The organism is Stenotrophomonas sp. BR163 (genome assembly GCF_047520985.2).
Taxonomy (GTDB): domain Bacteria; phylum Pseudomonadota; class Gammaproteobacteria; order Xanthomonadales; family Xanthomonadaceae; genus Stenotrophomonas; species Stenotrophomonas sepilia.
In genome coordinates this window covers 121,848-145,201 of sequence record NZ_JAXBRE020000006.1, presented here as the reverse complement: position 1 = coordinate 145,201, position 23,354 = coordinate 121,848, and the positions used below count along the sequence as shown (strand labels likewise).

Annotated in this window: 27 protein-coding genes; 12 read left to right on the top strand and 15 right to left on the bottom strand. The window is 67.5% G+C overall.

Annotated features, from left to right (window positions below; genetic code table 11):
- Positions 1–231 precede the first annotated feature (231 nt).
- A complete protein-coding gene (locus tag ACM0PY_RS07425) occupies positions 232–1,008 on the bottom strand; it encodes an SDR family NAD(P)-dependent oxidoreductase (RefSeq protein WP_111202164.1) in 777 nt (258 codons plus the stop codon).
- Positions 1,005–1,325 carry a Grx4 family monothiol glutaredoxin gene (grxD, locus tag ACM0PY_RS07420; RefSeq protein WP_005415957.1) on the bottom strand — a complete coding sequence of 107 codons (321 nt, stop codon included), beginning with the start codon at positions 1,323–1,325 and terminating at the stop codon, positions 1,005–1,007. Before grxD ends, ACM0PY_RS07425 begins: the two co-directional genes overlap by 4 nt.
- A gap of 120 nt (positions 1,326–1,445) precedes the next feature.
- Here grxD and ACM0PY_RS07415 point away from each other — a divergent pair, with 120 nt between their 5' ends.
- Positions 1,446–2,024, top strand: coding sequence for a superoxide dismutase (locus ACM0PY_RS07415; protein WP_032954072.1), 579 nt, complete (start codon positions 1,446–1,448; stop codon positions 2,022–2,024).
- Positions 2,025–2,099: 75 nt separating this feature from the next.
- On the opposite strand, the gene ACM0PY_RS07410 is transcribed toward ACM0PY_RS07415, so the two are convergent.
- The 3 genes from ACM0PY_RS07410 to purE all read right to left on the bottom strand — a co-directional run bounded on the left by ACM0PY_RS07410 (position 2,100) and on the right by purE (position 4,215).
- Complete coding sequence (locus ACM0PY_RS07410; RefSeq protein ID WP_019659022.1) at positions 2,100–2,441, bottom strand: carboxymuconolactone decarboxylase family protein; 342 nt, start codon at positions 2,439–2,441, stop codon at positions 2,100–2,102.
- 125 nt (positions 2,442–2,566) lie between these two features.
- Positions 2,567–3,715 (bottom strand): 5-(carboxyamino)imidazole ribonucleotide synthase, encoded by a 1,149-nt coding sequence (locus tag ACM0PY_RS07405; RefSeq protein WP_180885235.1) that lies wholly within the window; start codon positions 3,713–3,715, stop codon positions 2,567–2,569.
- Positions 3,712–4,215, bottom strand: a complete 504-nt coding sequence (gene purE / locus ACM0PY_RS07400; protein WP_005412808.1) for a 5-(carboxyamino)imidazole ribonucleotide mutase — start codon at positions 4,213–4,215, stop codon at positions 3,712–3,714. The genes ACM0PY_RS07405 and purE overlap by 4 nt, the downstream gene beginning before the upstream one ends.
- Positions 4,216–4,273: 58 nt before the next feature.
- On the opposite strand from purE, the gene ACM0PY_RS07395 reads away from it, so the two are divergent.
- From ACM0PY_RS07395 to ACM0PY_RS07380, 4 genes are all read left to right on the top strand, one after another.
- Positions 4,274–4,543 (top strand): Trm112 family protein, encoded by a 270-nt coding sequence (locus tag ACM0PY_RS07395; RefSeq protein ID WP_134971316.1) that lies wholly within the window; start codon positions 4,274–4,276, stop codon positions 4,541–4,543.
- Complete coding sequence (gene nadC / locus ACM0PY_RS07390; RefSeq protein ID WP_005415952.1) at positions 4,540–5,391, top strand: carboxylating nicotinate-nucleotide diphosphorylase; 852 nt, start codon at positions 4,540–4,542, stop codon at positions 5,389–5,391. The genes ACM0PY_RS07395 and nadC overlap by 4 nt, the downstream gene beginning before the upstream one ends.
- Before the next feature lie 180 nt (positions 5,392–5,571).
- Positions 5,572–6,573 (top strand): DUF2272 domain-containing protein, encoded by a 1,002-nt coding sequence (locus ACM0PY_RS07385; RefSeq protein WP_134971314.1) that lies wholly within the window; start codon positions 5,572–5,574, stop codon positions 6,571–6,573.
- 67 nt (positions 6,574–6,640) lie between these two features.
- Positions 6,641–6,991, top strand: coding sequence for a DUF3301 domain-containing protein (locus tag ACM0PY_RS07380; protein ID WP_072166752.1), 351 nt, complete (start codon positions 6,641–6,643; stop codon positions 6,989–6,991).
- 85 nt (positions 6,992–7,076) lie between these two features.
- On the opposite strand, the gene ACM0PY_RS07375 is transcribed toward ACM0PY_RS07380, so the two are convergent.
- From ACM0PY_RS07375 to ACM0PY_RS07345, 7 genes are all read right to left on the bottom strand, one after another.
- On the bottom strand, positions 7,077–7,529 hold the full coding sequence (locus ACM0PY_RS07375) for a ClpXP protease specificity-enhancing factor (RefSeq protein WP_019659028.1): 453 nt from the start codon (positions 7,527–7,529) through the stop codon (positions 7,077–7,079).
- 84 nt (positions 7,530–7,613) lie between these two features.
- Positions 7,614–8,249, bottom strand: a complete 636-nt coding sequence (locus ACM0PY_RS07370) for a glutathione S-transferase N-terminal domain-containing protein (RefSeq protein WP_005415948.1) — start codon at positions 8,247–8,249, stop codon at positions 7,614–7,616.
- A gap of 134 nt (positions 8,250–8,383) precedes the next feature.
- Entirely contained in the window at positions 8,384–9,133 is a 750-nt protein-coding gene (locus tag ACM0PY_RS07365; protein WP_134971312.1) for a cytochrome c1, read from the bottom strand.
- Positions 9,126–10,385: a cytochrome b gene (locus ACM0PY_RS07360; protein WP_005408840.1), complete on the bottom strand. Its 1,260-nt coding sequence runs from the start codon at positions 10,383–10,385 to the stop codon at positions 9,126–9,128. The genes ACM0PY_RS07365 and ACM0PY_RS07360 overlap by 8 nt, the downstream gene beginning before the upstream one ends.
- Positions 10,385–11,005, bottom strand: coding sequence for a ubiquinol-cytochrome c reductase iron-sulfur subunit (petA, locus tag ACM0PY_RS07355; RefSeq protein WP_004151998.1), 621 nt, complete (start codon positions 11,003–11,005; stop codon positions 10,385–10,387). The genes ACM0PY_RS07360 and petA overlap by 1 nt, the downstream gene beginning before the upstream one ends.
- A 200-nt stretch (positions 11,006–11,205) precedes the next feature.
- Positions 11,206–12,126 carry a lytic transglycosylase domain-containing protein gene (locus ACM0PY_RS07350; protein WP_180885231.1) on the bottom strand — a complete coding sequence of 307 codons (921 nt, stop codon included), beginning with the start codon at positions 12,124–12,126 and terminating at the stop codon, positions 11,206–11,208.
- A 45-nt stretch (positions 12,127–12,171) separates the two neighbouring features.
- Positions 12,172–13,140, bottom strand: coding sequence for a helix-turn-helix transcriptional regulator (locus ACM0PY_RS07345; protein ID WP_180885229.1), 969 nt, complete (start codon positions 13,138–13,140; stop codon positions 12,172–12,174).
- Between the two features lie 80 nt (positions 13,141–13,220).
- On the opposite strand from ACM0PY_RS07345, the gene ACM0PY_RS07340 reads away from it, so the two are divergent.
- Positions 13,221–13,841, top strand: a complete 621-nt coding sequence (locus tag ACM0PY_RS07340) for a glutathione S-transferase family protein (protein ID WP_061478505.1) — start codon at positions 13,221–13,223, stop codon at positions 13,839–13,841.
- A 210-nt stretch (positions 13,842–14,051) separates the two neighbouring features.
- The gene (gene miaB, locus ACM0PY_RS07335) at positions 14,052–15,470 is read left to right on the top strand and encodes a tRNA (N6-isopentenyl adenosine(37)-C2)-methylthiotransferase MiaB (RefSeq protein ID WP_134972724.1); all 1,419 of its coding nucleotides are present in this window, start codon (positions 14,052–14,054) and stop codon (positions 15,468–15,470) included.
- Positions 15,471–15,549: 79 nt separating this feature from the next.
- On the opposite strand, the gene ACM0PY_RS07330 is transcribed toward miaB, so the two are convergent.
- Genes ACM0PY_RS07330 through ACM0PY_RS07320 form a run of 3 tightly spaced genes read right to left on the bottom strand, consistent with a single transcriptional unit; the run spans position 15,550 to position 18,559 of the window.
- Positions 15,550–16,662, bottom strand: coding sequence for an ABC transporter permease (locus tag ACM0PY_RS07330; protein WP_134972725.1), 1,113 nt, complete (start codon positions 16,660–16,662; stop codon positions 15,550–15,552).
- Positions 16,659–17,582, bottom strand: a complete 924-nt coding sequence (locus tag ACM0PY_RS07325; RefSeq protein WP_134972726.1) for an ABC transporter ATP-binding protein — start codon at positions 17,580–17,582, stop codon at positions 16,659–16,661. The genes ACM0PY_RS07330 and ACM0PY_RS07325 overlap by 4 nt, the downstream gene beginning before the upstream one ends.
- A gap of 20 nt (positions 17,583–17,602) precedes the next feature.
- On the bottom strand, positions 17,603–18,559 hold the full coding sequence (locus tag ACM0PY_RS07320) for an HlyD family secretion protein (RefSeq protein ID WP_180885227.1): 957 nt from the start codon (positions 18,557–18,559) through the stop codon (positions 17,603–17,605).
- 441 nt (positions 18,560–19,000) lie between these two features.
- On the opposite strand from ACM0PY_RS07320, the gene ACM0PY_RS07315 reads away from it, so the two are divergent.
- The 5 genes from ACM0PY_RS07315 to ACM0PY_RS07295 all read left to right on the top strand — a co-directional run bounded on the left by ACM0PY_RS07315 (position 19,001) and on the right by ACM0PY_RS07295 (position 23,348).
- Positions 19,001–19,987, top strand: a complete 987-nt coding sequence (locus ACM0PY_RS07315) for a PhoH family protein (RefSeq protein ID WP_005415936.1) — start codon at positions 19,001–19,003, stop codon at positions 19,985–19,987.
- The gene (gene ybeY, locus ACM0PY_RS07310) at positions 19,984–20,469 is read left to right on the top strand and encodes an rRNA maturation RNase YbeY (RefSeq protein ID WP_049412052.1); all 486 of its coding nucleotides are present in this window, start codon (positions 19,984–19,986) and stop codon (positions 20,467–20,469) included. The genes ACM0PY_RS07315 and ybeY overlap by 4 nt, the downstream gene beginning before the upstream one ends.
- A 107-nt stretch (positions 20,470–20,576) precedes the next feature.
- The gene (locus ACM0PY_RS07305; protein ID WP_219633332.1) at positions 20,577–21,143 is read left to right on the top strand and encodes a hypothetical protein; all 567 of its coding nucleotides are present in this window, start codon (positions 20,577–20,579) and stop codon (positions 21,141–21,143) included.
- Between the two features lie 64 nt (positions 21,144–21,207).
- A complete protein-coding gene (locus ACM0PY_RS07300) occupies positions 21,208–22,089 on the top strand; it encodes a CorC family transporter (protein WP_100471821.1) in 882 nt (293 codons plus the stop codon).
- Complete coding sequence (locus ACM0PY_RS07295; protein WP_180885225.1) at positions 22,086–23,348, top strand: lipoprotein N-acyltransferase Lnb domain-containing protein; 1,263 nt, start codon at positions 22,086–22,088, stop codon at positions 23,346–23,348. The genes ACM0PY_RS07300 and ACM0PY_RS07295 overlap by 4 nt, the downstream gene beginning before the upstream one ends.
- Positions 23,349–23,354: the final 6 nt, after the last annotated feature.

Sequence of the window (23,354 nt, the reverse complement as noted above, 5' to 3'; positions counted from 1 at the left end):
TTTTCGGTAGCCTCGATGCGAGTTGGCGATGGCGGAAAAAAGCGCATCCAAGCAGCCCTGCGGGTGGCTGATCGGAGAGTTATCTGGGGTTCCCTACCGCTCGGCTGAAGGCAGCCCTAACGGTTAACACTAGATTAACACGCTACGCCATCAATGTGACGGTTGTGCGACAAACGGCACCGGTTCGCAACGCAATCGTGACGGGTTCTTCACTCCATCTTCCCACAGGACTCACCTTTCCCGAGGCGTCTCACCGGCATCGAGAATCTGCCCGCGCCAGGCGCTACCAGCGGCGGACAGCAGGGTCACCGCAGCGGCCGCCGCGGCTTCCGGGCCTTGCGCAGCCGGGTCCTGGTCCACGGAATAGGCGCGGGCCCGAAGCGCCGTGCGCAGGGGGCCGGGGTACAGGCCGCTGACCCGGATGGGACTGCGGCCCAGTTCATCGTGCAGGCTGGCGATCAGGCCACGCAGGCCGTGCTGGGCCACGCCATACCCCCCCCAATAGGCCTGCCCCACCCGGTCGGGGGCATCGACCGCGAACACCAGAGCGGCATCCTCGCGTTGCCGCAGCAGCGGCAGGCAGGCCTGGGCCAGCCAGGCCGGCGCGGTCAGGGTGACATGGACCGCACGGGCGAAACTGGCCGGGTCAGCCAGTTCAAACGGAGTCAGCCCGGGGAAATGCGCGGCGCAGACCAGCAGTCCATCCAGCCGCCCCAGCTCGCGCTGCAGGGCCTGGGCCAGTTCGGCATAGTCATCGGGGCTGGCGCCTTCCAGGTCCAACGGGTACAGAAGCGGTTCCGGACCGACCGCCTGGACCTGGGCATAGACCCGGTCCAGCCGGCGCGGCTTGCGTCCCAGCAGGACCACGGTGGCACCGGCTGCGGCTGCGGCGACCGCCGCGGCACTGCCCAGCCCTCCCCCGGCGCCGGCGACCAGTACGACGCGATCCTGCAACGGGCGGCCATCGATCGCCCCGTCAGTCGGTGACGTCGACGGCCAGGCACTCATCCCTGGGTCGCCTCTTCGACGATGCGCTTGAGCTCGCCGGATTCAAACAGTTCCATGACGATGTCGCAGCCGCCGATCAACTCACCGTTGATGAACAGCTGCGGGAAGGTCGGCAGATTGGAAAAGCGCGGCAGGTTGGCGCGGATCTCCGGCTCTTCGAGCACGTTGACAGTGCGCAGGGTGACGGCGCCGGCTGCCATCAATGCCTGCACGGCGCGGCTGGAAAAGCCGCACATCGGGTATTGCGGGGTGCCCTTCATGAACAGCACGAGCGGGTAACGATCGACCTCGGCCTGGATTTGCTGCATTACCGCCACAACCACACTCCTTGCTTCGCCGGACAAACCGACCGTGATGGTCGGCTAGACTGCCCACGGTAGCCGCCATTGTAAGCGGATGGAACAGGCTACCGCCGTCCCCTGGCCACGAACCTGTCCATGCCCGTCGAATTGCCTGCCCTGCCCTACCTCCCCGGCTCCCTGCAGCCCCACCTGTCCGCGCAGACCGTTGAGTTGCATCACGGCCGCCACCACCGCGCCTACGTTGACGCGGTCAACGCCGGCACTCTCGGCACCGAGTGGGAGGAGGCGTCACTGGAAGAGATCGTGCGCCATGCCCAGGGCACGCTGTTCGATGCGGCCGCCCAGGCCTGGAACCACGGCTTCTATTGGCAGTGCCTGCGCCCGCGCGGCGGCGGCGAGCCGCAGGGCCGGCTGGGCGAGCTGGTCAAGCGCCAGTTCGGTGATGCGCAGCGCCTGCGCGAGGAATTCAACCGCACCGCGCTGGGCCTGTTCGGCTCGGGCTGGGTGTGGCTGGTGCAGCACCCCGGTGGCCAGCTCGGCATCCAGGCCACCCGCAACGCCGGTACGCCACTGACCGGCGAAAGCACCCCGCTGCTGTGCTGCGATGTCTGGGAGCACGCCTACTACACCGATTACCAGAATGATCGCGCGCGTTACCTGGATGCCTTCTGGCAGATGGTCAACTGGGAGTTCGCCGAAAGCCAGCTGCGCTGACTGCCTGTAGAGCCGAGCCCATGCTCGGCTGGCCGGACAGCAGCCGAGCATGGGCTCGGCTCTACAGATGAAGCTTCACGCGTTCTCGTGCGCGGCCACCGCGTCCATCACCCGCGCCGAATACACCAGCGCGGCGCCGGCATTGAGCGACACCGCCACGCCCAGTGCTTCGGCGATTTCCTCGCGGCTGGCGCCATGCTTCAGCGCAGCGTCCACGTGCACGGTGATGCAGCCGTCGCAGCGGGTGGTCACCGCCACCGCCAATGCGATCAGCTCACGGGTCTTGGCATCCAGGTGGTTGGTCTGGGCACCGGCATTGGCCAGGGTGGCGTAGCCCTTGACCGTGTCCGGCGAGAGCTTGCCGATCTCGCCGATGCGGCCCTTCAGTTCCTTGCGGTAGGCATTCCAGTCGAGCATGGTCGTGACTCCTGTGAAAGGAGCTCCACGCTACCACCGGCAATGGTGCGCCGATGCCTGCACCGGCGCGCCACACCGTTGCAGGCATACAAGGTTGTGCCGGCCATTGGCCGGCACGCCCGGGCTCAGCGGTTGCGCAGCGCGTGCACTGCCGGCGCTACCTGGGCCTGGCGGTCCAGCTCCAGGCCGACCTGGTCCAGCGCATCGGCCAATGCAGCGGCATCATCGTCGCGCAACGTGGCGTGGCCGACCTTGCGACCTTCGCGCGGCTCCTTGCCGTAATCGTGCCAATGGCCACTGGGCTGACCCAGCACCGGCGCCGGATCGGGCATCTCGCCCAGCCAGTTCAGCATGCAGGCATGGCCGAGCATGCGGGTGCTGCCCAGTGGCAGGCCCAGCACGGCACGCAGGTGATTCTCGAACTGCGAGGTCTCGCTGCCTTCGATGGTCCAGTGGCCGGAGTTGTGCACGCGCGGTGCCATCTCGTTGGCCAGCAGTTCGCCGTCGCGACAGAACAGCTCCAGTGCGAACACGCCCACATACTGCAGGTGCTCGGCGACGCGGCGGGCATAGCCGATCGCTGCCTGCTGCTCGGCGTCGGACAGCACCGCTGGTGCCACGCTGGCCGACAGCACGCCGTCGACATGCCAGTTGCCGGTGACCGGCCAGGCTTCGAAGCTGCCATCGCGGCCACGCACGGCCACCACGCTGACCTCGCGTTGGAAGGCCACGAAGCCCTCCAGGATCAGTCCGGTGCGCTCCACCTGGGCACCGAGCGCATCCCATGCGGCGTCGATGTCGGCTTCGCTGCGCAGGCGGAACTGACCCTTGCCGTCGTAGCCGAGGCGGCGGGTCTTGAGGATGCACGGCAGGCCGAACTCAGCCGCCTTCGCCGCCAGCTCGTCGCGGTTACGGATGTCGGCGAAGGCCGGCAGCGGAATACCCAGCTGCTGGAACAGGGTCTTCTCGCTCAACCGGTCCTGGGCCACCGCCAGCGCGGCCGGCGGCGGATAGACCGGCACGCGGTCGGCCAGGAACTGTGCACTGTCGGCAGGTACGTTCTCGAAATCGAAGGTGACCACATCGACCTTGGCGGCGAAGTCCGCCAGGGCCTGGCGGTCATCGAAGGCGCCCACGGTGAGCGGCGCCAGCGGGCCGCTGCAGGCGTCGGCGGCCGGGTCGTACAGTTCGAAGCGAAGCCCCAGCGGCGCACCGGCCAGGACCATCATGCGGGCGAGCTGGCCGCCGCCCAGGATGCCGACGGTCAGGCTCATTGGCGCGGATCGTCGTGGGCCATCACGTCTTCGGTCTGGCGTGCACGGAAGGCATCGAGCGCCTGGCCGATCGCCGGCTGGTCGCTGGCCAGCATCGCCGCCGCGAACAGCGCGGCGTTGGAGGCGCCGGCGTTGCCGATGGCGAAGGTGGCGACCGGGATGCCGGCCGGCATCTGCACGATCGACAGCAGGGAATCCATGCCGTTGAGGGCCTTGGACTGCACCGGCACACCCAGAACCGGCACGGCGGTCTTGGCCGCGATCATGCCTGGCAGGTGCGCGGCCCCGCCGGCACCGGCGATGATCGCGCGCAGGCCACGCGGGCCCGCCTGCTCGGCGTAACTGAACAACACATCCGGCGTCCGATGCGCGGACACCACCTTCACTTCGAACGGAACACCCAGGGCTTCAAGCTTCTGGGCGGCGTGCTGCATGGTTTCCCAGTCGGAACGGGAACCCATGACGATGCCGACAAGCGGCGCGATCGGGTTGGGGGTCATTGGCCGTCACCTGCCTTAAAGACGTATTCTAGCCGTCTTCCACGCAAGACGAAGAACCATGGATCGCAAGCTGCTCGACCTGCTGGTGTCCCCGGACACCCGCCAGCCCCTGTCCCTGCTGGATGGCAAGGGCCTGGAAGCCCTCAACAAGGCCATTTCCGCCGGCACGGTGACCAAGGCCGATGGCAACCCGCTGGCGCAGCCGCTGCGCGAGGCGCTGGTCAGCCGTGACCGCAAGCAGGTGTTCCGCGTCGACGACGGCATCCCGGTGCTGCTGGTCGAGGAAGCCATTCCGACCGCCCAGATCGCCGACTTCCCGACCGCATGAGCACGCTGCCGACGCCGGATGCGGCCGTTGTCGCCGCCGATGTCGCGCGCGCACTGGCCGAGGACCTGGGCAGCGGTGACGTCACCGCCGCCCTGCTCCCCGACCAGGCCGACAGCGCCTACCTGCTGTGCAAGCAGGATGCGGTGATCGCCGGGCGGCCCTGGTTCGACGCCACCCATCGCGCGCTCGACCCTGACGTGCGCATTGAATGGCACATCGCCGAAGGCGATGCCGTCACCGCCGGCACCGTGCTGGCCCTGCTGCACGGGCGCAGCCGCAGCCTGGTCAGTGCCGAGCGCACATCGCTGAACTTCCTGCAGACGCTGTCCGGCACCGCTACCACCACTGCCCGCTACGTGGCTGCGGTGGCCGGTACCGGTACCCGCATCCTCGACACCCGCAAGACCCTGCCCGGCCTGCGCCTGGCACAGAAGTACGCGGTGCGCTGCGGCGGCGGCGAGAACCACCGCTTCGGCCTGTACGACACGGTGATGCTGAAGGAGAACCACATCCGTGCTGCCGGTTCGCTGGCCGCGGCGGTGGCCGCCGCACGCCGGCAGTGGCCTGCGCTGCCACTGGTGGTCGAGGTCGAAGACCTGGCACAGCTGCGCCAGGCGCTCGAAGCCGGCTGCGAACGCATCCTGCTGGATGACTTCAGTCCCGACCTGCGCCGCGAGGCGGTGCGCATCACGGCCGGACGCATTCCGCTGGAAGTCTCCGGCAGCGTCGGCCTGGGCGGCCTGCGCTCGATCGCCGAGGATGGCGTCGATTGCATCTCCATCGGCGGACTGACCAAGCATGTGCAGGCCATCGATCTGTCGTTGAAGCTGGGCCCGCCGCCGGCTTGAGGCCTACGCGACCTTGTGGGGCCGAGCCCACGCTCGGCGGCTTCTCGATCTGCGGCGCACCCGGCACCCGCTTTGCGCGATGAGCCGAGCGTAGGCTCGGCTCTACACGACCCGGGCGCCTTCACGGCTCGGCTACGCCAGCCTCTGCGACGCTGCGGGCATCCCCCACAGGAGCCGCGCATGCGCCGGATGCTCTTGCCTGCCTGTCTGCTGCTCGCGGCAGCCCCCTTGTCCGCCGCAGCCGCTGAAGCCTGCGATGTCCCTCCCCGCTTCGGCCTGAGCCCCTTGGCGGTGGCCATCCGCAATACCGCCTGCAACGAGCACCGGCTGTGGTTCCGGCCCTTCATCGATCGCGATGGCCGCGCGGCGAGTCTGAGTGTCACCGAGGCCGAGAACGAACACCTGGCCGACAACGGGCTGATTGCCTGGCAGCGCGTGGCCGGCTACTGGCGCAACAGCGGCACGCTCAACGCGATGGGCAGCATCGCCGGTGCCAGCAGCTGCGTGGCACCGCTGGGTACGCGCTACACCGACAGCGACTGCCGCGCCTTCCTGATCGACAATCCGTGGTCGGCCGCTTTCATTTCCTGGGTGATGGTGCAGGCCGGCGTTCCCGGCTTCAACACGTCGCCGCGCCACATCGACTACATCCGTGCCGCGTACCAGGGCGGCCCCTCGGGCGTGCCGTACCGGCTGGTCGACCCGGCCACGGCCAAGCCCGCGCCAGGCGATCTGCTGTGCTTCCTGCGCGACCGCAGCAGCACGCTCAGCTACAGCGGGCTGGTGCAGGCGCTGGGCAACGGTTCGGTGGGCCACTGGAAATCGCATTGCGAAGTGGTGGTGGCTGCCAACCTGGGGGGCGACCAGACCCTGTACCTGGTCGGTGGCAACGTGATGAACACCGTGGCGATGCGGTTGCTGCCGCTGGACCGCACCGGGCTGATCAAGCTGCCCCCGGCACGCGAACGCAACAGCACCGGCATCGACCCCAGCTGCACGCCGGGCCGCGAGGACGAATGCAGCTTCAACCGCCAGGACTGGGCGGCCCTGCTGCAGCTGACCGCGACATCACCCGTGGTGATGCCCTCGCCAACTGCCACACCAATACAGACCGCTCCGGCGCCGCAACCGGTGATCGTGCCCGCGCAGCCAGTGCCCGACGAACCACAGCCGCGGCGGTGAATGCAGCGCTTGATCCAGCGCGCATTCGCCGCCATCTTTGCCGGATCCACCTCTGACGGCTGACGCCATGCCTACCCTGCTGCTGTTGCTGATTGCCGGCGGAATCATCTACTTCTTCTGGAACGCCGCACGCTCGGCCGCCGAGCGCGCGGTCGAGCTGGGACGCAACGCCTGCCGCGCCGCCGACGTGCAGTGGCTGGACCAGGCGGTGCACGCCACCGGCCTGCGACTGTCGCGTGGTGAGGATGGCCGGCTCGGTTTCGAGCGCACCTTCAAGTTCGAGTATTCCTACGATGGCATCGATCGCCACGTGGGCCGCATGGTGCTGCGTGGCGACCAGCTGATTTCGTTCACCGGCCCCGGTGCCGCGCGGATCAGCCAGATCCGGCCGGATGCGGAGGATGCCGAGGATGCCTAGGGTTTGAAGATGTGCCGGCCAACGGTCGGCACCCACCGCCAGACGGGCAAAGGAAAACGCCGCCCATCGGGCGGCGTCGGAATGGTTACTTGACCACGCGCAGGTTCGGGCGGCCCTTCGGCGGCGGGCTGGCCGGCGGCGTATCGTCCGGCGGCGTGCCTTCCTCGTGCAGCAGCTCATCGCTGGTCGGTGCGGTTTCGCTGCCCGGAATGTCATCCGGCAATGCCATGCCCTGCCCGGTCTCGCGGGCGTAGACCGCCAGCACGGCGCTGATCGGCACCTGCACCGGGTAGCTGGTTCCGGAGAAGCGGGCCGAGAAGCTCACCATTTCGTTGTCGATCATCAGCCGCACGACAGCACGTTCGGCGATGTTGAGCACGACCCGGCCATCCTTGACCGCCGAAGGCGGGACCTGCACGCCGGGGACGCCGGCGTCGACCAGGATGTGCGGGGTCAGCTGGTTGTCGTTGATCCATTCCACCAGCGCCCGCAGCAGGTACGGGCGGTGGCTGGTCATGTGGAAGAAGTCTTCGGTCATGCGTGAAGTGTACGCGTCCGGCGCCCCGCCGGGGCGGATCGTCTGCACGTCGGTCGGCCTGCAGACGGGTAACGCGGGGACGGATCAGACCGGCAGATCGCGCAGTTTCTTTTCCTGCTCAGTCAGGCTGCGGACAAATCCCGGATGGCGGAAGATGCGGTTGCCGTAGTCCTCGATCGCCTTGCCATCCTTCGGCAGCGGCACATCCAGCGACTGCAGGCGCCAGATGATCGGCGCCATCGCGCAGTCGGCCAGGCTCATTTCCGGATTGAGGAAGAACTTGCTGGCCTTGAACAGCGGCAGCGAGGCGGTCAGCAGTTCCTTCAGGCGCTTGCGCCCGGCCTCGGCCTGGGTCTTGTTGCCCAGCTGGATGGCCTGCACCTGCGGCACCCAGTCGTGCTCGATGCGCAGCATGGCCAGTCGGATGCGCGCACGCGACAGCGGGTCGACCGGCATCAGTGGCGGATGCGGGTAGCGCTCATCCAGGTACTCGCTGACCACCGATGCGGCGTACAGCACCAGCTCGCGTTCGACCAGGGTCGGCACCGAGTGGTACGGATTGAGGTCGATCAGGTCTTCAGGCGGGTTCTGCGGATCGACCGGAACGAAGTCGAAGGTGACGCCCTTGGCCGCCAGGACCAGGCGTACACGGTGGCACAGTACGTCGTCGTTCGAGGAAAACAGCGTCAGTGTATTGCGCATGCGTACGCTCGCCGCCATCAAAGGCTCTCCCACGACAGGAGACCGCCTGCCGCATCGGCGCCGCCGGCACCGTGCCAGCGGTCGACTCCTCCCCGAGTGTGCAACCGACCATCACAAAAGCCAATAGGCCCATGCGATGGCCGGCGGCAGAATCAGTGAACGTCCTTCCAGTATTCCTTCTTCAGCAGATACAGCAGGAAGGTCAGCAGGGCCAGGAACAGGATCACCCACACGCCCAGCTGCTGGCGCTTGAGTGCGGCCGGTTCGCCGGCGTATTCGAGGAAGTTGGTGATGTCCCGCACGGCCTGGTCGTACTGCCCGGCATCGACCGTTCCCGGCGTTTCAATCTTCAGGCCGGTCACCGGCGGGTCCATGCCGGGCGCTTCCGCCTTGCCGTGCACCGCATGCTGAAGCCCCTGCATCTCCCACAGCGGGTTGGGCATGGAGGCGTTGGCGAACAGCGCGTTGTTCCAGCCCAGCGGGCGACTGCTGTCCAGATAGAACGACTTGAGATAGGTGTAAACCCAGTCACTGCCCCGCACGCGCGAGATCAGGCTGAGATCGGGCGGCATCTTGCCGAACCATTTCTCCGCGTTCTCCTTGGGCATCGCCACCGGGATCGGGTCGCCGATCGCCGAGCCGGTGAAGTTGAGGTTGTTCATCACCTCTTCTTCGGTCAGGCCCAGGTCCTGCGCCATCCGCGAGTAGCGCAGGTACTTCAGCGCATGGCAGCCGGAGCAGTAGTTCATGTACAGCTGCGCACCCCGCTGCAGCGAGGCGCGGTCACCGAGGTCGTTGCCGGCCTGCAGCAGCTTGGTGCCGCCCTCGGCGGCGGAGGCCAGGAAACTGCCCAGCATCAGGGTGGCCGTCAGGGCCAGCCGGACCATCCAGCGCTCAGTCATGCGTGGTCACCCTCTCCGGTACCGGCTTGGTCTTGTCCAACCTTGTCCATAGCGGCATGGTGATGAAGAACGCGAAGTACAGGAAGGTCAGCACCCGCCCGATGTAGGTTTCATGCACGTCGGTGCCCGGGCCGGAGCCGATCACGCCCAGCCACACGAAGCACACCGCCAGCACGCCCAGCATCACCTTCGAGATCCAGCCGCGGTAGCGCACCGACTTTACCCTGGCCTTGTCCAGCCACGGCACCAGGAACAGGATCGCAATGGCCGAGAACATGACCAGCACGCCACCGAGCTTGTTCGGTACCACGCGCAACATCGCGTAGTAAGGCGTGTAGTACCAGACCGGCTTGATGTGTTCGGGGGTCACCAGGCGGTTGGCCTCGGTGAAGTTGTCGTGTTCCAGGAACAGGCCGCCGAAGCCCGGTGCGAAGAAGATGATGAAGGCGGCGATGATCAGCAGGAAGCCGGCGCCGACACCATCCTTGAGCGTGTAGTACGGGTGGAACGGAATACCGTCGGCCGGCGCATTCGGCGACCAGCGGTTGCCCTTCGGTCCTTTCTTGATCTCCACGCCATCGGGGTTGTTCGACCCCACTTCGTGCAGCGCGCCCAGATGCAGCACCACCAGCAACAGCAGCACCAGCGGCAGTGCGATGACGTGCAATGCGAAGAAGCGGTTGAGCGTGGCGTCACTGGGCAGGTAATCGCCCATGATCCATTCGGTCAGGCCGTTGCCGATCACCGGTATCGCGCCGAACAGCGAGATGATCACCTTGGCGCCCCAGAACGACATCTGGCCCCACGGCAGCACATAGCCCATGAAGGCTTCGGCCATCAGCACCAGGTAGATCAGCATGCCCAGGATCCACACCAGCTCGCGCGGCTTCTGGTAGCTGCCGTACAGCAGGCCACGGAACATGTGCAGGTAGACCACGATGAAGAACAGCGAGGCGCCGGTGGAGTGCATGTAGCGGATCAGCCAGCCCCACTCCACATCACGCATGATGTATTCGATGGAGCCGAACGCCTCCGCGGCGCTGGTCTTGTAGTGCATCGTCAGGAAGATGCCGGTGACGATCTGGTTGACCAGCACCAGCAGTGCCAGCGAACCGAAGTAGTACCAGATGTTGAAGTTCTTCGGCGCGTAGTACTCGCTGACGTGCTTGCGATAGACCGGCATCAGGCCCGGCGCGCGGGCATTGACCCAGTCGGCGACGCCGCTGGCGGTACGGCTGAGGATATTGGCCATCAGGCAGCCCCCTGCGGATCGACACCGATGATGATGGTGTTGTCGTCCTGGTAGTGGTGCGCGGGCACCTTCAGGTTGATCGGCGCCGGCACATCCTTGAAGACGCGGCCGGACATGTCGAAGCGCGACTTGTGGCAGGGGCAGAAGTAACCGCCCTTCCACTGCGGGTCGTAGGGCTCGGGCCGGATCTCGGCGACCATTTCCGGCGAGCAGCCCAGGTGCGTGCACAGGCCGACCAGCACGGAGATGTCCGGCTTGATCGAGCGCAGCTCGGGGTTCTGCTTCAGCACGTAGTCCGGCTGCTGGTCCTTCTCGCCGGACTCGGGGTCCTTGAGGCGGCCATCCAGCCCGTGCAGTGCATCCAGGATCGCCTTGGACCGCTTGACGATCCAGATCGGCTGGCCACGCCACTCCACGATCAGGCGCTGGCCTTCCTGCAGGGCGCTGATGTCGGCCACCACCGGTGCACCGGCAAGCTTGGCGCGGGCACTGGGGTTCCAGGATTTGATGAAAGGAACGGCGGTGAATCCGACGCCGACGGCGCCAACCACAGCAGTGGTGGCAGAAAGAAAACGCCGACGTCCGGTGTTGACTGGATCGTGTACCCCATCGTTGGCCATCCGGCACTCCGATATTGATTAGGTAGCTTTAAGGCTGCCAGCGGATCCGGTGGGGGCCAGAGCCGCATTGAATCATGGGCGAGTGTAGCGGAACCGTCGCGCGCCACACAACGCATTGCAACAACATTGATTACGGGGTTGCCGGCCAGCGGCCGGTCGGTACCGGCCATTGCCCAGGGGTTGCCGGCCAGCGGCCGGCACTACTGGTGTGACAATGCGGTGCGGTAACGCTCGGCCAGCTGCCCAACCCGGCGCACGTAGTACTGGGTCTCGCTGTAGGGCGGCACGCCACCGTGGCGGTCGACCGCGCCTTCGCCGGCGTTGTAGCCGGCCGCGGCCAGGGTCAGGTCGCCATTGAAGCGCTTCAGCAACCACGCAAGATACTGCACGCCACCACGGATGTTCTGCCCCGCATCATAGGAGTCGCTGACCCCGAAGCGCGCGGCTGTCGGCGGCATCAGCTGCATCAGCCCCTGCGCGCCGGCGCGGCTGAGCGCGGTCGGGTTGTAGGCCGATTCGGCGTGGATGATGGCACGCACCACGGCCTCCTCGACGCCGAACTCGCGTGCCGCCGAGGTGATCTCGGTCTGGAACGCGGTGGTGTTCAGGCGCACCGAACCGAAGTCCACGCGCGGGTTGACGCCGCACGCGTAGCAGCGCTCCATGAAACTGTAGCGGATGGTGCGCACCGGACCGAGGTTGGCCACCTGGGTCGGCCGCGCACTGGTGTAGTGGCGCACCCCATCCTTCATGAAGGAATAGACCTGGCCGCTGACCATCCGCCCGGCCCGCGAGGCCGTCGGTGCCGCGGCAGGCGCGGGTGCAGCAGGCGTCGGCGCGACCGCAGCGGGCGCAGCAGCGCTGGCCGCCACAGCGACCGGATTGCGTTCGATGCTGGCCACCGAGGTCGGCGCAGGCTTCGGTGCGGCCACCACGGGGCGCGGTGCCGGGCGGGTATCGCGGCTGTAGCTGATGCTGCTGCAGCGCGCGCCGGCCACTCGCTTGCTCACGTAGCTGGTGACCCCGTCGGCGCCCTGGCACTTGTACAGGGTGCCGGCGCTGGCCGGCGCAGCGGTCAGCGCAGCGATGATGATCGCCGTTGTCCCCAGTATCCCCTTCATGCCGCGAGTGTCCCAGCTTCGCCGGGGCTTGCCAAGCGACGCGGCTCAGCCTGTGACCGGCGGCACAGCCAGCACCTGGCCCAATCCGGCCAAACGCTGTGCCAGCTCATCGCGCAGGCCCGGCGGTGTGGTCCACAACGCCACCGGCACCCGGTCCAGGCTGAGGATCTGCGCCAGCATCATGCCGCCGCTCTCGGCGCCCATGCGCAACAGGCAATGGTCGGCGCCATCAGCCTCCAGCACACCACACCACGGCGGGATGCGCCCTTCCAGCTCGGTGCGGCTGCCGGCCAGGCGGACGATGGCCTGCAGCGCGAAGGGCGCCTGGCTGACCGCCTGCCGCACCATCACGTCCGGGGGCGCGGGCGTGCGCCGATGCATGCCCGGCCCGGCGCATTCGCGCACGGTGCCCATCCGGTCCACGCGCAGAGTACGCCAGTCCTGCCGGCCCAGATCCCAGGCCAGCAGGTACCAGCGCCGCCCATAGTTGACCAGGTGCTGCGCCTCGACCTCGCGCTGGGTCACCGCCTCCTGCGCACTGCGGTACTCGAAGGCCAGCCGTGACGCCTGCCGGCAATGCTGGGCCAGCCGTCCCAGCAGGCGTGCGTCGGTGGAGGGAAGGTCGGACAGGGTGGCCGTCGCCGCATGCACCTCGCCGGCCTGCTGGCGGCGACGGGTCGGCACCAGCGGGTCGAGCTTGGACAACAGGCCCCGGGCGGTGTCGTCGATGCCAGCGACGGTCGCGGACGCGGCCCGCAGCGCGATCGCCAGGGTGGTCGCCTCTTCCTCGTCCAGCAGCATCGGCAGTACCGGTGCCCCGGCCCCCAGCTGATAGCCGCCACCGACCCCCGACGAGGCCCGGACCGGATAGCCCAGTTCGCGCAGCCGCTCGATGTCACGCCGGATGCTGCGCCGGTCCACGCCCATGCGCTCGGCCAGCTCAGCCCCGGACCACTGGCGGCGGGCCTGCAGCAGGGCGATCAGGCGCAGCAGTCGATGGGCGGTATGGCGCATGAAGAATCGAGGACAGAAGTCGTCCGCAATGGTGCCCGAGGATGGCTTCCAGTTCACCACCCACCGCAAGGAGCAATGCCATGACCTCACGCCAGATCACCCTGTACCACGCCGCCCGATCCCGCTCGAGCGGCGCCGTGGCCCTGCTCGAAGCGCTGGGTGCCGACTACCGCATGCAGGTGCTGGACCTGAAGGCCGGCGCCAACCTGGCCCCGGCCTATCTGGCCATCAACCCGATGGGCAAGGTGCCGGCCATCGTCCACAACGGCGCGCTGGTGACCGAACAGGTGGCCATTTATCTGTACCTGGCCGACCTGTATCCGGAAGCCGGGCTGGCGCCGCCGATCGGCGATGCCCTGCGCGGGCCCTACCTGCGCTGGATGGCCTTCTACGGTGCCTGTTTCGAGCCGGCGATGATCGACAAGGCGATGCACCGCGAGCCGCCGCCGCGCCTGATGTCGCCGTACAACGACGCCGAAACCGTGCTGCAGGTGGTCGAGGCCCAGCTGGCACAGGGTCGCTACCTGCTCGGCGAGACGATGAGTGCCGCCGATGTGCTGTGGGGCAATGCGCTGGCCTGGACCACGGCCTTCGGTCTGGTGCAGCCTGCGCCGGCCACGGCTGATTACATCGCACGGATGAGCGCGATGACCGCCTTCGACCGTTCGCGGCAGATCGATGCGGAGCTGGCGGCGGCATAAGCAGCGCCGGCCGGAGCAGCGCCGGCTGGCTTTCCTTGTAGAGCCGAGCCCACGCTCGGCTGGCTTCAGTAGAGCCAGGCCATGCCAGGCTGCCCCATGGGAAGCAGGAAGAGCAGCCGAGCGTGGGCTCGGCTCTACAAGTGCGCGGCGGCTGGCGCGGGATGCGGGTAGAATTGCCCGCTTTCCCGCCACCCGAATGGATTAAGCGCCATGACCGGGACGCCAGACGTCTTTCCGCCCGCCACCCCGGGCGGTACCCCGCTCGTTGCCCTGCCCGCTGGTCCGCGCAAGCCCGACCAGGTCAAGGGCAAGCTGTACATCAAGACCCACGGTTGCCAGATGAACGAGTACGACTCGGCCAAGATGGCCGACGTGCTTGCCGCCAGCGATGGCCTGGAACTGACCGACAGCCCGGACGATGCCGACGTCATCCTGGTCAACACCTGCTCCATCCGCGAGAAGGCGCAGGAGAAGGTGTTCAGCCAACTCGGCGTGTGGAAGGGCCTGAAGAACAAGGGCCGCGAGGTCATCATCGGCGTGGGCGGCTGCGTTGCCTCGCAGGAAGGCGAAGCGATCATCAAGCGCGCCCCGTTCGTGGACCTTGTGTTCGGCCCGCAGACCCTGCATCGCCTGCCGGAACTGATCCGCGCACGCCGCGAGCAGAAGCGCCCGCAGGTGGACATCAGCTTCCCCGAGATCGAGAAGTTCGACCGCCTGCCCGAGCCACGCGCCGAAGGTGCCTCGGCGTTCGTGTCGATCATGGAAGGCTGTTCCAAGTACTGCTCGTTCTGCGTGGTGCCTTACACCCGCGGCACCGAAGTCAGCCGCCCGTTCGAGGACGTGGTGGTGGAAGTGGCGCAGCTCGCCGCGCAGGGCGTGCGCGAGATCAACCTGCTCGGCCAGAACGTCAACGCCTATCGCGGCCCGTATGGAGACGGTGAGTTTGCCGACCTCGGCCTGCTGATCCGCACCATCGCCGAGATCGATGGGGTCGGCCGCATCCGCTTCACCACCTCGCACCCGCTCGAGTTCAGCGATTCGCTGATCGATGCGTTCCGCGACGTTCCGCAGCTGGCCAACTTCCTGCACCTGCCGGTGCAGGCCGGCAGCGACCGCGTGCTGTCGGCGATGAAGCGCGGCTACACCGCGCTGGAATTCAAGTCGAAGATCCGCAAGCTGCGCGCGGTGCGCCCGGACATTTCAATCAGCTCGGACTTCATCGTCGGCTTCCCCGGCGAGACCGATGCCGACTTCGAGAAGACCATGAAGCTGATCGAGGACATCGGCTTCGACCACAGTTTCTCCTTCATCTATTCGCGTCGACCGGGTACGCCGGCGGCCGATCTGGAGGACACGATCAGCGATGCCGAGAAGCATGCGCGCCTGTCGCGCCTGCAGGAGCGCATCAATGCGCACGCCGCCAGCATCTCGCAGAAGATGGTCGGTACCGTGCAGACCGTGCTGGTGGAAGGGCCGTCGCGCAAGAACCCGAACGAACTGACCGGCAAGACCGAGAACATGCGTTCGGTGAACTTCCCGGCGCCTGCGCGCCTGATCGGGCAGTTCGTGGATGTGGTGATCACCGAAGCGCTGACCAATTCGCTGCGCGCGCGCGTGGTGGCGGAATAAGGCTAGGGTGTGCCGACCAACGGTCGGCACCCACCGGAAATGATGCCGGCCAGCGGCCGGCACTACCGAATGACAGGCCTCAATCCAGGCGCTTGCGGAAACGCAGGATCGCCAGCGTCATCATCACCACGATGAAGGCCAGCAGCGCCAGCGCGTCGTGCCACAGCTCCCATAGCGAGGCGCCGCGCAGCATGATGCCGCGCACGAGGCGCAGGAAGTGGGTCAGCGGCAGCACTTCGGCCAGCCACTGCACCGGTCTCGGCATGCCGGCGAACGGGAACATGAAACCCGACAACAGGATCGACGGCAGGAACAGGAACAGGGTCATCTGCATCGCCTGGAACTGCGAACGCGCGCGCGTGGAGATCAGCAGGCCCAGCGCCAGGTTGGCCAGCACCAGCAGCACTGCGGCCAGGTAGATGTCGAGCAGGCTGCCGCGGATCGGCACCTGGAACAGCCAGGTGCCCAGCACGAGCACCAGCGTGGTCTGCAGCAGGCCGATGGCTGCATAGGGCAGCACCTTGCCGACCATCAGTTCGCTGCGCGATACCGGCGTGGCGATCAGCAGTTCCATGTTGCCGCGCTCGCGCTCGCGCACCACCGCCACCGCCGTGAACATCACCAGGGTCATGGTCAGGATCACCCCGATCAGGCCGGGCACGATGTTCACCGCCGAGCGCCGTTGCGGGTTGTAGAAACTGGTCACGCTGACCTGGCCACTGGCAATGCTGCCTTCGCGCAACGGCCGCGTATTGCTGGTCGGGCGCGTATCCAGTGGCACCTGCGCCAGCTGGATCGCCGCACTCTGCACCACGGTATCGCTGCCATCGACCAGCACCTGTACCGCTTCGCGTCCATCGAAGCGGCGACGCTCGAAGTCGGCCGGCACCACGATGCCTACGCTGATCTCGCCGCGGCGCAGCGCCTGCATCAGCTGGCCCGGGCTGTACGCTTCAGTACGCGGCGTGATCACCCCGGTGGCGACCATGTCCTGCACCAACGCGCGTGAGGCGGCGCTGTTGGCCTGGTCGGCGATACCCGCATCGAGGTGGCGCAGGTTGAGGTTGATCGCATAGCCGAACAGCAGCAGCTGCATCACCGGAATGCCGACGATCATCGCCAGCGTGATGCGGTCGCGGCGCAGCTGCCGCAGCTCCTTGAGCATGATCGCCCACAGCCTGCGCAGGTTCATGCCGCTGGCTCCCTGCCACGGCCACGGGTGGCGGCCACGAACACGTCCTCCAGGTTCGGCGCCACGCTTTCGATATGCGCTTGCGGGTCGGCGCTGGCCAGCGCGCGCCGCAGCGCCGCGACATCTGCTGCGCCTTCGTTGCACAGCACGCGCAGATGGGTGCCGATCTGCGCCACGCTCAGCACGCCGGGCAGTTCGGCCAGCACGCGGCTGGCCTGGCGTGGCTGCGATGACGTGACCTGCAGCGTTCGTCCTTGCAGCCGTGAACAGAGCTCGGCCGGCGTGCCGTCGGCCACCAGTGCGCCGCGATCAAGGATCGCCAGGCGATGGCAGCGCTCGGCTTCGTCCATGTAATGGGTCGACACCAGCACCGTGGTTCCCGCGTCGGCCAGTTCGAACAGGGCCTCCCAGAAATCGCGGCGCGACTCGGGATCGACCGCGCTGGTCGGCTCGTCCAGGAACAGCAGTTCGGGCGAATGCACCACGGCGCCGGCCAGGGCCAGGCGCTGCTTCTGCCCGCCGCTGAGCGTACCGGCCAGCTGCGGCTGCCGGTCCTGCAACCGGTACTGCTGCAGCAGCGCATCGACCCGTTGCCGGGCCTGGTTGCGCGGCAGGTCCTGGATGGCGGCGAGGAATTCCAGGTTCTCGCGTACCGACAGGTCTTCGTACAGCGAGAAGCGCTGGGTCATGTAGCCGATGCGCCGGCGCAGTGCTTCGGCCTGCTCGGGAACCGCCAGGCCCAGCACCTCGATCTGCCCCGCACTGGGTTCCAGCAGGCCGCACAGCATGCGGATGGTGGTCGACTTGCCTGACCCGTTCGGGCCCAGGAAGCCGTACACCTGCCCGCGCGGGACGGTCAGGTCGACCTTGTCCACGGCCAGAAGATCGCCGAAGCGGCGGGTCAGGCCCTGCGCATGCACCGCGATGTCCGCACCGGTGTTCAGAAGCGCACCTGCACCGGCAGTCCGGCCGGAAGCTTCTGCATGTCGCTGGCTGCATCCACGTCGACCTCGGCGAGGTAGCTCAGGCGCTCGACGTCATCGCCGGTGAGTGCGTAGTACGGGGTGAAAGAAGGCTCGCTGCGGATCGCGCGCACATGGCCCTTCAGTACGGTGCCCCCTCCCTCCAGCTGTATCTGCGCTGGCTGACCGACCTTGACCTGCAGGCGCAGCGGCTGCGGCAGGTAGACGCGCGCATAGGGGCGCTCGCCGACCAGCATCACCGCCAGCGGCGCCCCGATCGGTGCCTGGTCACCCTGCCGGTAGGGCAAGGCATCGATCACGCCATCGCGCGGTGCGCGCAGCTGCAGCTTGCGCAGGTTGACGCCCTGCACCACCTGCTGCGCCTGTGCGGCGTCGGCGGCCGCCTGGCCCTGGGCGATGTCCTGCGCGCGACTGCCGTGCACCCGTTCCAGCCAGGCCTGCTCGGCGGCACGCACGCTGGCCGCGGCATGGCCGGCGGCCGCCCGTGCACGGTCCAGCTCGGCGGCGGCGATCAGGCGCTGGCGTGCCAATGGTTGCACCCGACGATAGTAGGCAGTGGCTTCAGCAGACTGCGCGCGCAACGCGGCCAGTTGTGCCTGGGCCTGTGCGATCTGTTCCTGGCGCGGGCCGAGCTTCAGCTCTTCCAGCTGGGCCTGCGCGCGCGCCGTGTCGGCCTGCGCCGCCGCGAACTGCGCGTCGCCGCGGGCGGGGTCGAGCTGCATCAGCACGGCCCCGGCCTTGACCCGCTGGCCCTCACGCACCTCCACCGTGGCGATCACCTCGGCCGCCGGCGCCGGCACCGTGATCCGGTCCCACTCCAGCGTGCCCAGCGCCGTTGGCGTTGACTGCCCACAGCCCGCCAGCAGGCCGATGCCCGCCAGCCCGAGTCCACGCGTCCCGTTGCCGATGCCCATGCCATTCCCTCCTGCGACGGCGACACGGTGCCACCTGCCCCGTGCACCCTCAATGATTCCGATCAGCCCTGACGGTTTTTTCGCCACGCGCGGACAAGCCTTTTGCTGCAAGGTTCCTCGCCACCTATCCACAGCTTGATTCAGCATCATTCCACAGCCGGTGTGGAGAACCGGACGGGGGCAGCCGTACTGGCTGCCTGGCAGCGGAAGATGCGCTGCCGTCACGGGCGCCGGCCGACCGTGACGGTTTTTTCACCACCACCTCATACGCCTTGTGGCACAAGCACTGCGAAGGTCTATCCACAGCTTTTCGCGCCCCCCGTCCACACCGGGTGTGGAAAAACGCGTATCGGCCCGCCGCTGGCCGCATGCCCGGTACGCGCGTAACCTTGTCACCCCGAGTCCATCGCGGTGGACGGCGACCCCGCCTCACCCCAAGCAATGAAAAGCATCGATCATCGAGACTTCACCCTGTCGCCGGAAGACAACGAGCGACTGGCCAACCTGTGCGGCCCCTTCGACGGGCACCTGCGCCAGATCGAGCTGAAGCTCGGCGTGGAGATCGCCAATCGTGGCTTCGTGTTCCGCATCAGCGGGCCCAACGAAGCCATCGTCGAGGCGCAGAAGCTGGTTGAAGCGCTGTACGCCGAAGCCGGCGAAACCACCTTCGACAACCACGCCATCCACCTGCGCCTGGCGCAGGCCAACGTCGAGCAGATCGCCGAACGCTCCTACGAAGCGCAGGACGTGGCAATCAAGGTCAAGCGTGGCACGGTACGCGGCCGCGGCGCCAACCAGGGCCGCTACCTGCACCAGATCGCCACGCATGACATCAACTTCGGCATCGGCCCGGCCGGAACCGGCAAGACCTTCCTGGCCGTGGCCAGCGCGGTCGAAGCACTGAACGAGTCGCGGGTGCAGCGCCTGATCCTGGTGCGCCCGGCGGTGGAAGCCGGCGAGAAGCTGGGCTTCCTGCCCGGCGACCTGAGCCAGAAGGTCGACCCCTATCTGCGACCGCTGTACGACGCCCTGTACGAGATGATGGGCGTGGAGAAGGTGGTCAAGCTGCTGGAGAAGAACGTCATCGAGATCGCGCCGCTGGCCTACATGCGCGGCCGCACGCTCAACGATGCGTTCGTGATCCTGGACGAGGCGCAGAACACCACCATCGAGCAGATGAAGATGTTCCTGACCCGCCTGGGCTACGGCTCCACCGCGGTGGTCACCGGTGACCTGACCCAGACCGACCTGCCCAAGCACGTGAAGTCCGGCCTGCGCGACGCCATCGATGTGCTGCGCGAGGTCGAGGGCGTCAGCTTCACCTTCTTCGAATCCCGCGACGTGGTCCGGCATCCGCTGGTGGCGCGCATCGTCAGCGCCTACGACCGCCGCGACCTGCATCAGATCCAGCCTGGAGCAACGCCATGACCCGTGGTCCCGTGCGACTGGACGTCGCCGTCAGTTATGCCCTGCCGCGTACCGGGCTGCCTGCGGCAGTGAGCTTCCGCAAGTGGGTGGCCGCTGCGTTGAAGGGCCGCATCCGCGAGGCCGATCTGGCCATCCGCGTGGTCGATGCCAAGGAAGGCCAGTCGCTGAACCGCCATTACCGTGGCAAGGACTACGCCACCAACGTGCTCAGCTTCCCGGCCGAAGTGCCCGAAGGCCTGCCCAAGGGCGTCAAGTTCCCGCTGCTGGGTGACCTGGTGATCTGCGCACCGGTGGTGGCCCGCGAAGCCGACGAACAGGGCAAGGCGCTCAACGCCCACTACGCGCACCTGACCGTGCACGGCGTGCTGCACCTGCTTGGCTGGGACCACGAGGACGACAAGGAGGCCGAGGCGATGGAACAGCTGGAGCGCGAGATCCTGGCCGAGCTGGGCATCGCCGATCCCTACGCCGGCGAGCGCTGAGGCCTATACAGCCGCGCCTACGCTCGGCTCCAACGCATCGCCCCCCGCAAACCTGACCGAAATGCAGCCGAGCATGGGCTCGGCTCTACAACGGGAATTTCTTTGTGCTGCTGCGTATTGCCCTGCCCCTGCTGCTCGTCGCGTCCGCCCCGGCCGCTGCCTTGGATCTGCCGGCCCTGATCGAATGCCGCCAGGGTGTGGCCGAGCAGGCCGCGCTGGCGCCCCTGCTGGCTGATCCACTGAAAGCCGTCGCCCACGGCCTGCAGCCGCTGCCCCAGGGCAACCAGTTCATGAGCGAGTATCGCCTGGCCCAGCCGATCAGCGTGTTCGACGTGACCACCGAGCGGGTGGCGGTGGCCGGCGCCAGCATCATGGCCGTCCTCGACCAGGCCGACCCACGCCCGCTGGCCAAGCGCCTGGCGCTGGAGATCGGCTACGACCAGGACGGCAAGTTCATGGCCGGTCGCGAGCTGGTCAGCCGCGACGTGACCGACCCGAAGACCGGCGAGTCTCAGATCGAGTCGATCATCCTCAGCGTCTCCACCGTAGCCTCCCACCCGGGCAAGACCCTGGCCGGCTGTACCTACAGCCTGGACCTGCCTGAAGAAGAAGCCCCTGCCCGGCCTGAACTGGCCCCGCCGCCGATCACCGGACCGGGCAGCGACGGTCACTGACAGGCCGCCACATCCTGCTAGACTTGGGCCAACGCCCGGCCTGCCGGGTGCCTTTTTTCCAGAGATGTCAGAAGACGACAGTAGTAGCTCCCCTGCGGAGCACAGTGAAAAGAAGCGCGGTTGGCTTGAACGCCTGACCTCGGCCTTCTCCGGCGAACCCCACACCCGCGACGAGCTGGTCGCTGTCCTGCACACCGCGCAGGAAGAGGGTCTGATCGCCGCCGATACCCTGAAGATGATGGAAGGCGCCATTTCGGTGGCCGAGCTGACCGTGGGCGACGTGATGATCTCGCGCTCGCAGATGGTCTCGCTGCCGGTCGAAGCGCCCTTCCTGGAACTGATGAAGCAGGTGGTCGAATCCGGCCATTCGCGTTTCCCGGTGCACGGCGAGAACAAGGACGACATCCTTGGCATCCTGCTGGCCAAGGACCTGCTGCGCGGCGTGGTTGCCGACAATGGTCCGGCCAATGTACGTGAACTGCTGCGCCCGGCAGTGCTGATTCCGGAGGCGAAGAAGCTCAACGTGCTGCTGAAGGAGTTCCGCCTTTCGCGCAACCACATGGCCATCGTGGTCGACGAGTACGGCGGTGTCGCCGGCCTGGTCACCATCGAGGACGTGCTGGAGCAGATCGTCGGCGAGATCGACGACGAGCACGACGAGGCCGAGGATCCGTCCGCGCAGATCGCCATCCAGTCCGACGGCCAGTACGTGGTCGACGCGCTGACCCCGATCGGCGACTTCAACGAGCGCTTCGGCGCGACGTTCTCCGACGAGGACTACGACACCATCGGTGGCCTGGTCACCGAGGCCGTGGGCCACCTTCCGGAAGTCGGCGATGAGCTGGCGCTGGACCGCTTCATGTTCCGCGTGGCCCGCGCCGATGCGCGCCGGGTGCAGGCCTTCCACGTGACCGTGCTTCCGCCGGACGCGCAGGACGACACTTGAAGCGCCGCGGCCTGATCCTCATGGTGTGGCTGGCACTGTGGGTGCTGGCCATGGCCCTGCCGCTGGCGGCCTTCGCGCAGCCGGCGGCAGCCGTGCCCGCACCTGCCACCGCCACCGCCACCGCCAACGCCGAGGCCCCGGTCCCGCGTATCGGCGTGGTGACCATGCAGCCGGGCACCGTGTTCTTCGAACGCTTCGGGCATGACGCCATCGTCGTGGTCGATCCGGCCAGTGGCGAAGCGACCTCGTACAACTTCGGGTACTTCGATCCGTCCGAGGACGACTTCATCAGCCGCTTCGTGCGCGGCGACATGATGTATTACCTGGTGGCGCTACCGCTGCAGCAGGACCTGTCGTACTACGACGAGACCGGCCGAGGTGCCAGCGTGCAGTGGCTGGACCTGCGCCCTGACCAGGCGCGTGCCCTGGCCGCTGACCTGGCCGAGCGGGCCAAGCCGGAAAACGCGCGCTACCACTACGACTACTACACCGCCAACTGCGCCACGATGGTACGCGACACGGTGGACAAGGCACTGGGCGGTGGCCTGCAGTCGCAGTTGTCGGGGCGTTCGCGCGGCAACACCTACCGCAGCGAGTCGGTGCGCTTGGCCTCGCCCGCCCCGTGGATGTGGCTGGGCTTCGATGTCGGCCTGGGGCCGTTCGCCGACCAGCCGCTGTCGCGCTGGCAGGAAGCGTTCGTGCCGATGCGCCTGGCCGATGCGCTGCGCCAGGCACGCAACAGTGATGGCCGACCGCTGGTGCAGTCCGAACAGGAACTGCTGCCGCACCGCATTGATCCGGAGCCGAAGGAATTCGCGCGTCGCTGGTGGCCGTGGCTGCTGCTTGGTCTGGCCGTGGCCGGCGGCGTGCTGGTGCTGCGCAACCGCCCGCGCCTGCTGGCCGGGCTGGCCCTGCCGTTCTGGCTGCTGTGCGCCTTGTTCGGTGGCGTGCTGGTGTTCCTGTGGGGCTTCAGCATCCACTACGCCGCCTGGGCCAACCGCAACCTGCTGCTGCTTTCGCCGGTGGCCGTGCTGCTGCTGCCCGGAGCAATCCGCCTGCTGCGCCGGCGCGTGCCGGGCCGCATGTTCAGGGTCGTGCTGTGGCTGCTGGCAGTGCAGGCCGTGGCGGCGCTGGTGCTGCACTGGCTGAGCCTGCAGGCGCAGTACAACGTGCAGTGGATCGTGCTGCTGCTGCCCGTCCACGTCGCGCTGGCGTGGGTACTGGGGCGCCATCCTCACTTGTCCGAAACACGGCGCTGACGCACG

Coding starts and splice junctions, on each gene's coding strand:
- ACM0PY_RS07425 (WP_111202164.1), bottom strand. CDS start 1,008: ATGAGTGCCTGGCCGTCGACGTCACCGACTGACGGGGCGATCGATGGC.
- ACM0PY_RS07415 (WP_032954072.1), top strand. CDS start 1,446: ATGCCCGTCGAATTGCCTGCCCTGCCCTACCTCCCCGGCTCCCTGCAG.
- ACM0PY_RS07410 (WP_019659022.1), bottom strand. CDS start 2,441: ATGCTCGACTGGAATGCCTACCGCAAGGAACTGAAGGGCCGCATCGGC.
- ACM0PY_RS07405 (WP_180885235.1), bottom strand. CDS start 3,715: ATGAGCCTGACCGTCGGCATCCTGGGCGGCGGCCAGCTCGCCCGCATG.
- purE (WP_005412808.1), bottom strand. CDS start 4,215: ATGACCCCCAACCCGATCGCGCCGCTTGTCGGCATCGTCATGGGTTCC.
- ACM0PY_RS07395 (WP_134971316.1), top strand. CDS start 4,274: ATGGATCGCAAGCTGCTCGACCTGCTGGTGTCCCCGGACACCCGCCAG.
- nadC (WP_005415952.1), top strand. CDS start 4,540: ATGAGCACGCTGCCGACGCCGGATGCGGCCGTTGTCGCCGCCGATGTC.
- ACM0PY_RS07385 (WP_134971314.1), top strand. CDS start 5,572: ATGCGCCGGATGCTCTTGCCTGCCTGTCTGCTGCTCGCGGCAGCCCCC.
- ACM0PY_RS07380 (WP_072166752.1), top strand. CDS start 6,641: ATGCCTACCCTGCTGCTGTTGCTGATTGCCGGCGGAATCATCTACTTC.
- ACM0PY_RS07375 (WP_019659028.1), bottom strand. CDS start 7,529: ATGACCGAAGACTTCTTCCACATGACCAGCCACCGCCCGTACCTGCTG.
- ACM0PY_RS07370 (WP_005415948.1), bottom strand. CDS start 8,249: ATGGCGGCGAGCGTACGCATGCGCAATACACTGACGCTGTTTTCCTCG.
- ACM0PY_RS07365 (WP_134971312.1), bottom strand. CDS start 9,133: ATGACTGAGCGCTGGATGGTCCGGCTGGCCCTGACGGCCACCCTGATG.
- ACM0PY_RS07360 (WP_005408840.1), bottom strand. CDS start 10,385: ATGGCCAATATCCTCAGCCGTACCGCCAGCGGCGTCGCCGACTGGGTC.
- petA (WP_004151998.1), bottom strand. CDS start 11,005: ATGGCCAACGATGGGGTACACGATCCAGTCAACACCGGACGTCGGCGT.
- ACM0PY_RS07350 (WP_180885231.1), bottom strand. CDS start 12,126: ATGAAGGGGATACTGGGGACAACGGCGATCATCATCGCTGCGCTGACC.
- ACM0PY_RS07345 (WP_180885229.1), bottom strand. CDS start 13,140: ATGCGCCATACCGCCCATCGACTGCTGCGCCTGATCGCCCTGCTGCAG.
- ACM0PY_RS07340 (WP_061478505.1), top strand. CDS start 13,221: ATGACCTCACGCCAGATCACCCTGTACCACGCCGCCCGATCCCGCTCG.
- miaB (WP_134972724.1), top strand. CDS start 14,052: ATGACCGGGACGCCAGACGTCTTTCCGCCCGCCACCCCGGGCGGTACC.
- ACM0PY_RS07330 (WP_134972725.1), bottom strand. CDS start 16,662: ATGAACCTGCGCAGGCTGTGGGCGATCATGCTCAAGGAGCTGCGGCAG.
- ACM0PY_RS07320 (WP_180885227.1), bottom strand. CDS start 18,559: ATGGGCATCGGCAACGGGACGCGTGGACTCGGGCTGGCGGGCATCGGC.
- ACM0PY_RS07315 (WP_005415936.1), top strand. CDS start 19,001: ATGAAAAGCATCGATCATCGAGACTTCACCCTGTCGCCGGAAGACAAC.
- ybeY (WP_049412052.1), top strand. CDS start 19,984: ATGACCCGTGGTCCCGTGCGACTGGACGTCGCCGTCAGTTATGCCCTG.
- ACM0PY_RS07300 (WP_100471821.1), top strand. CDS start 21,208: ATGTCAGAAGACGACAGTAGTAGCTCCCCTGCGGAGCACAGTGAAAAG.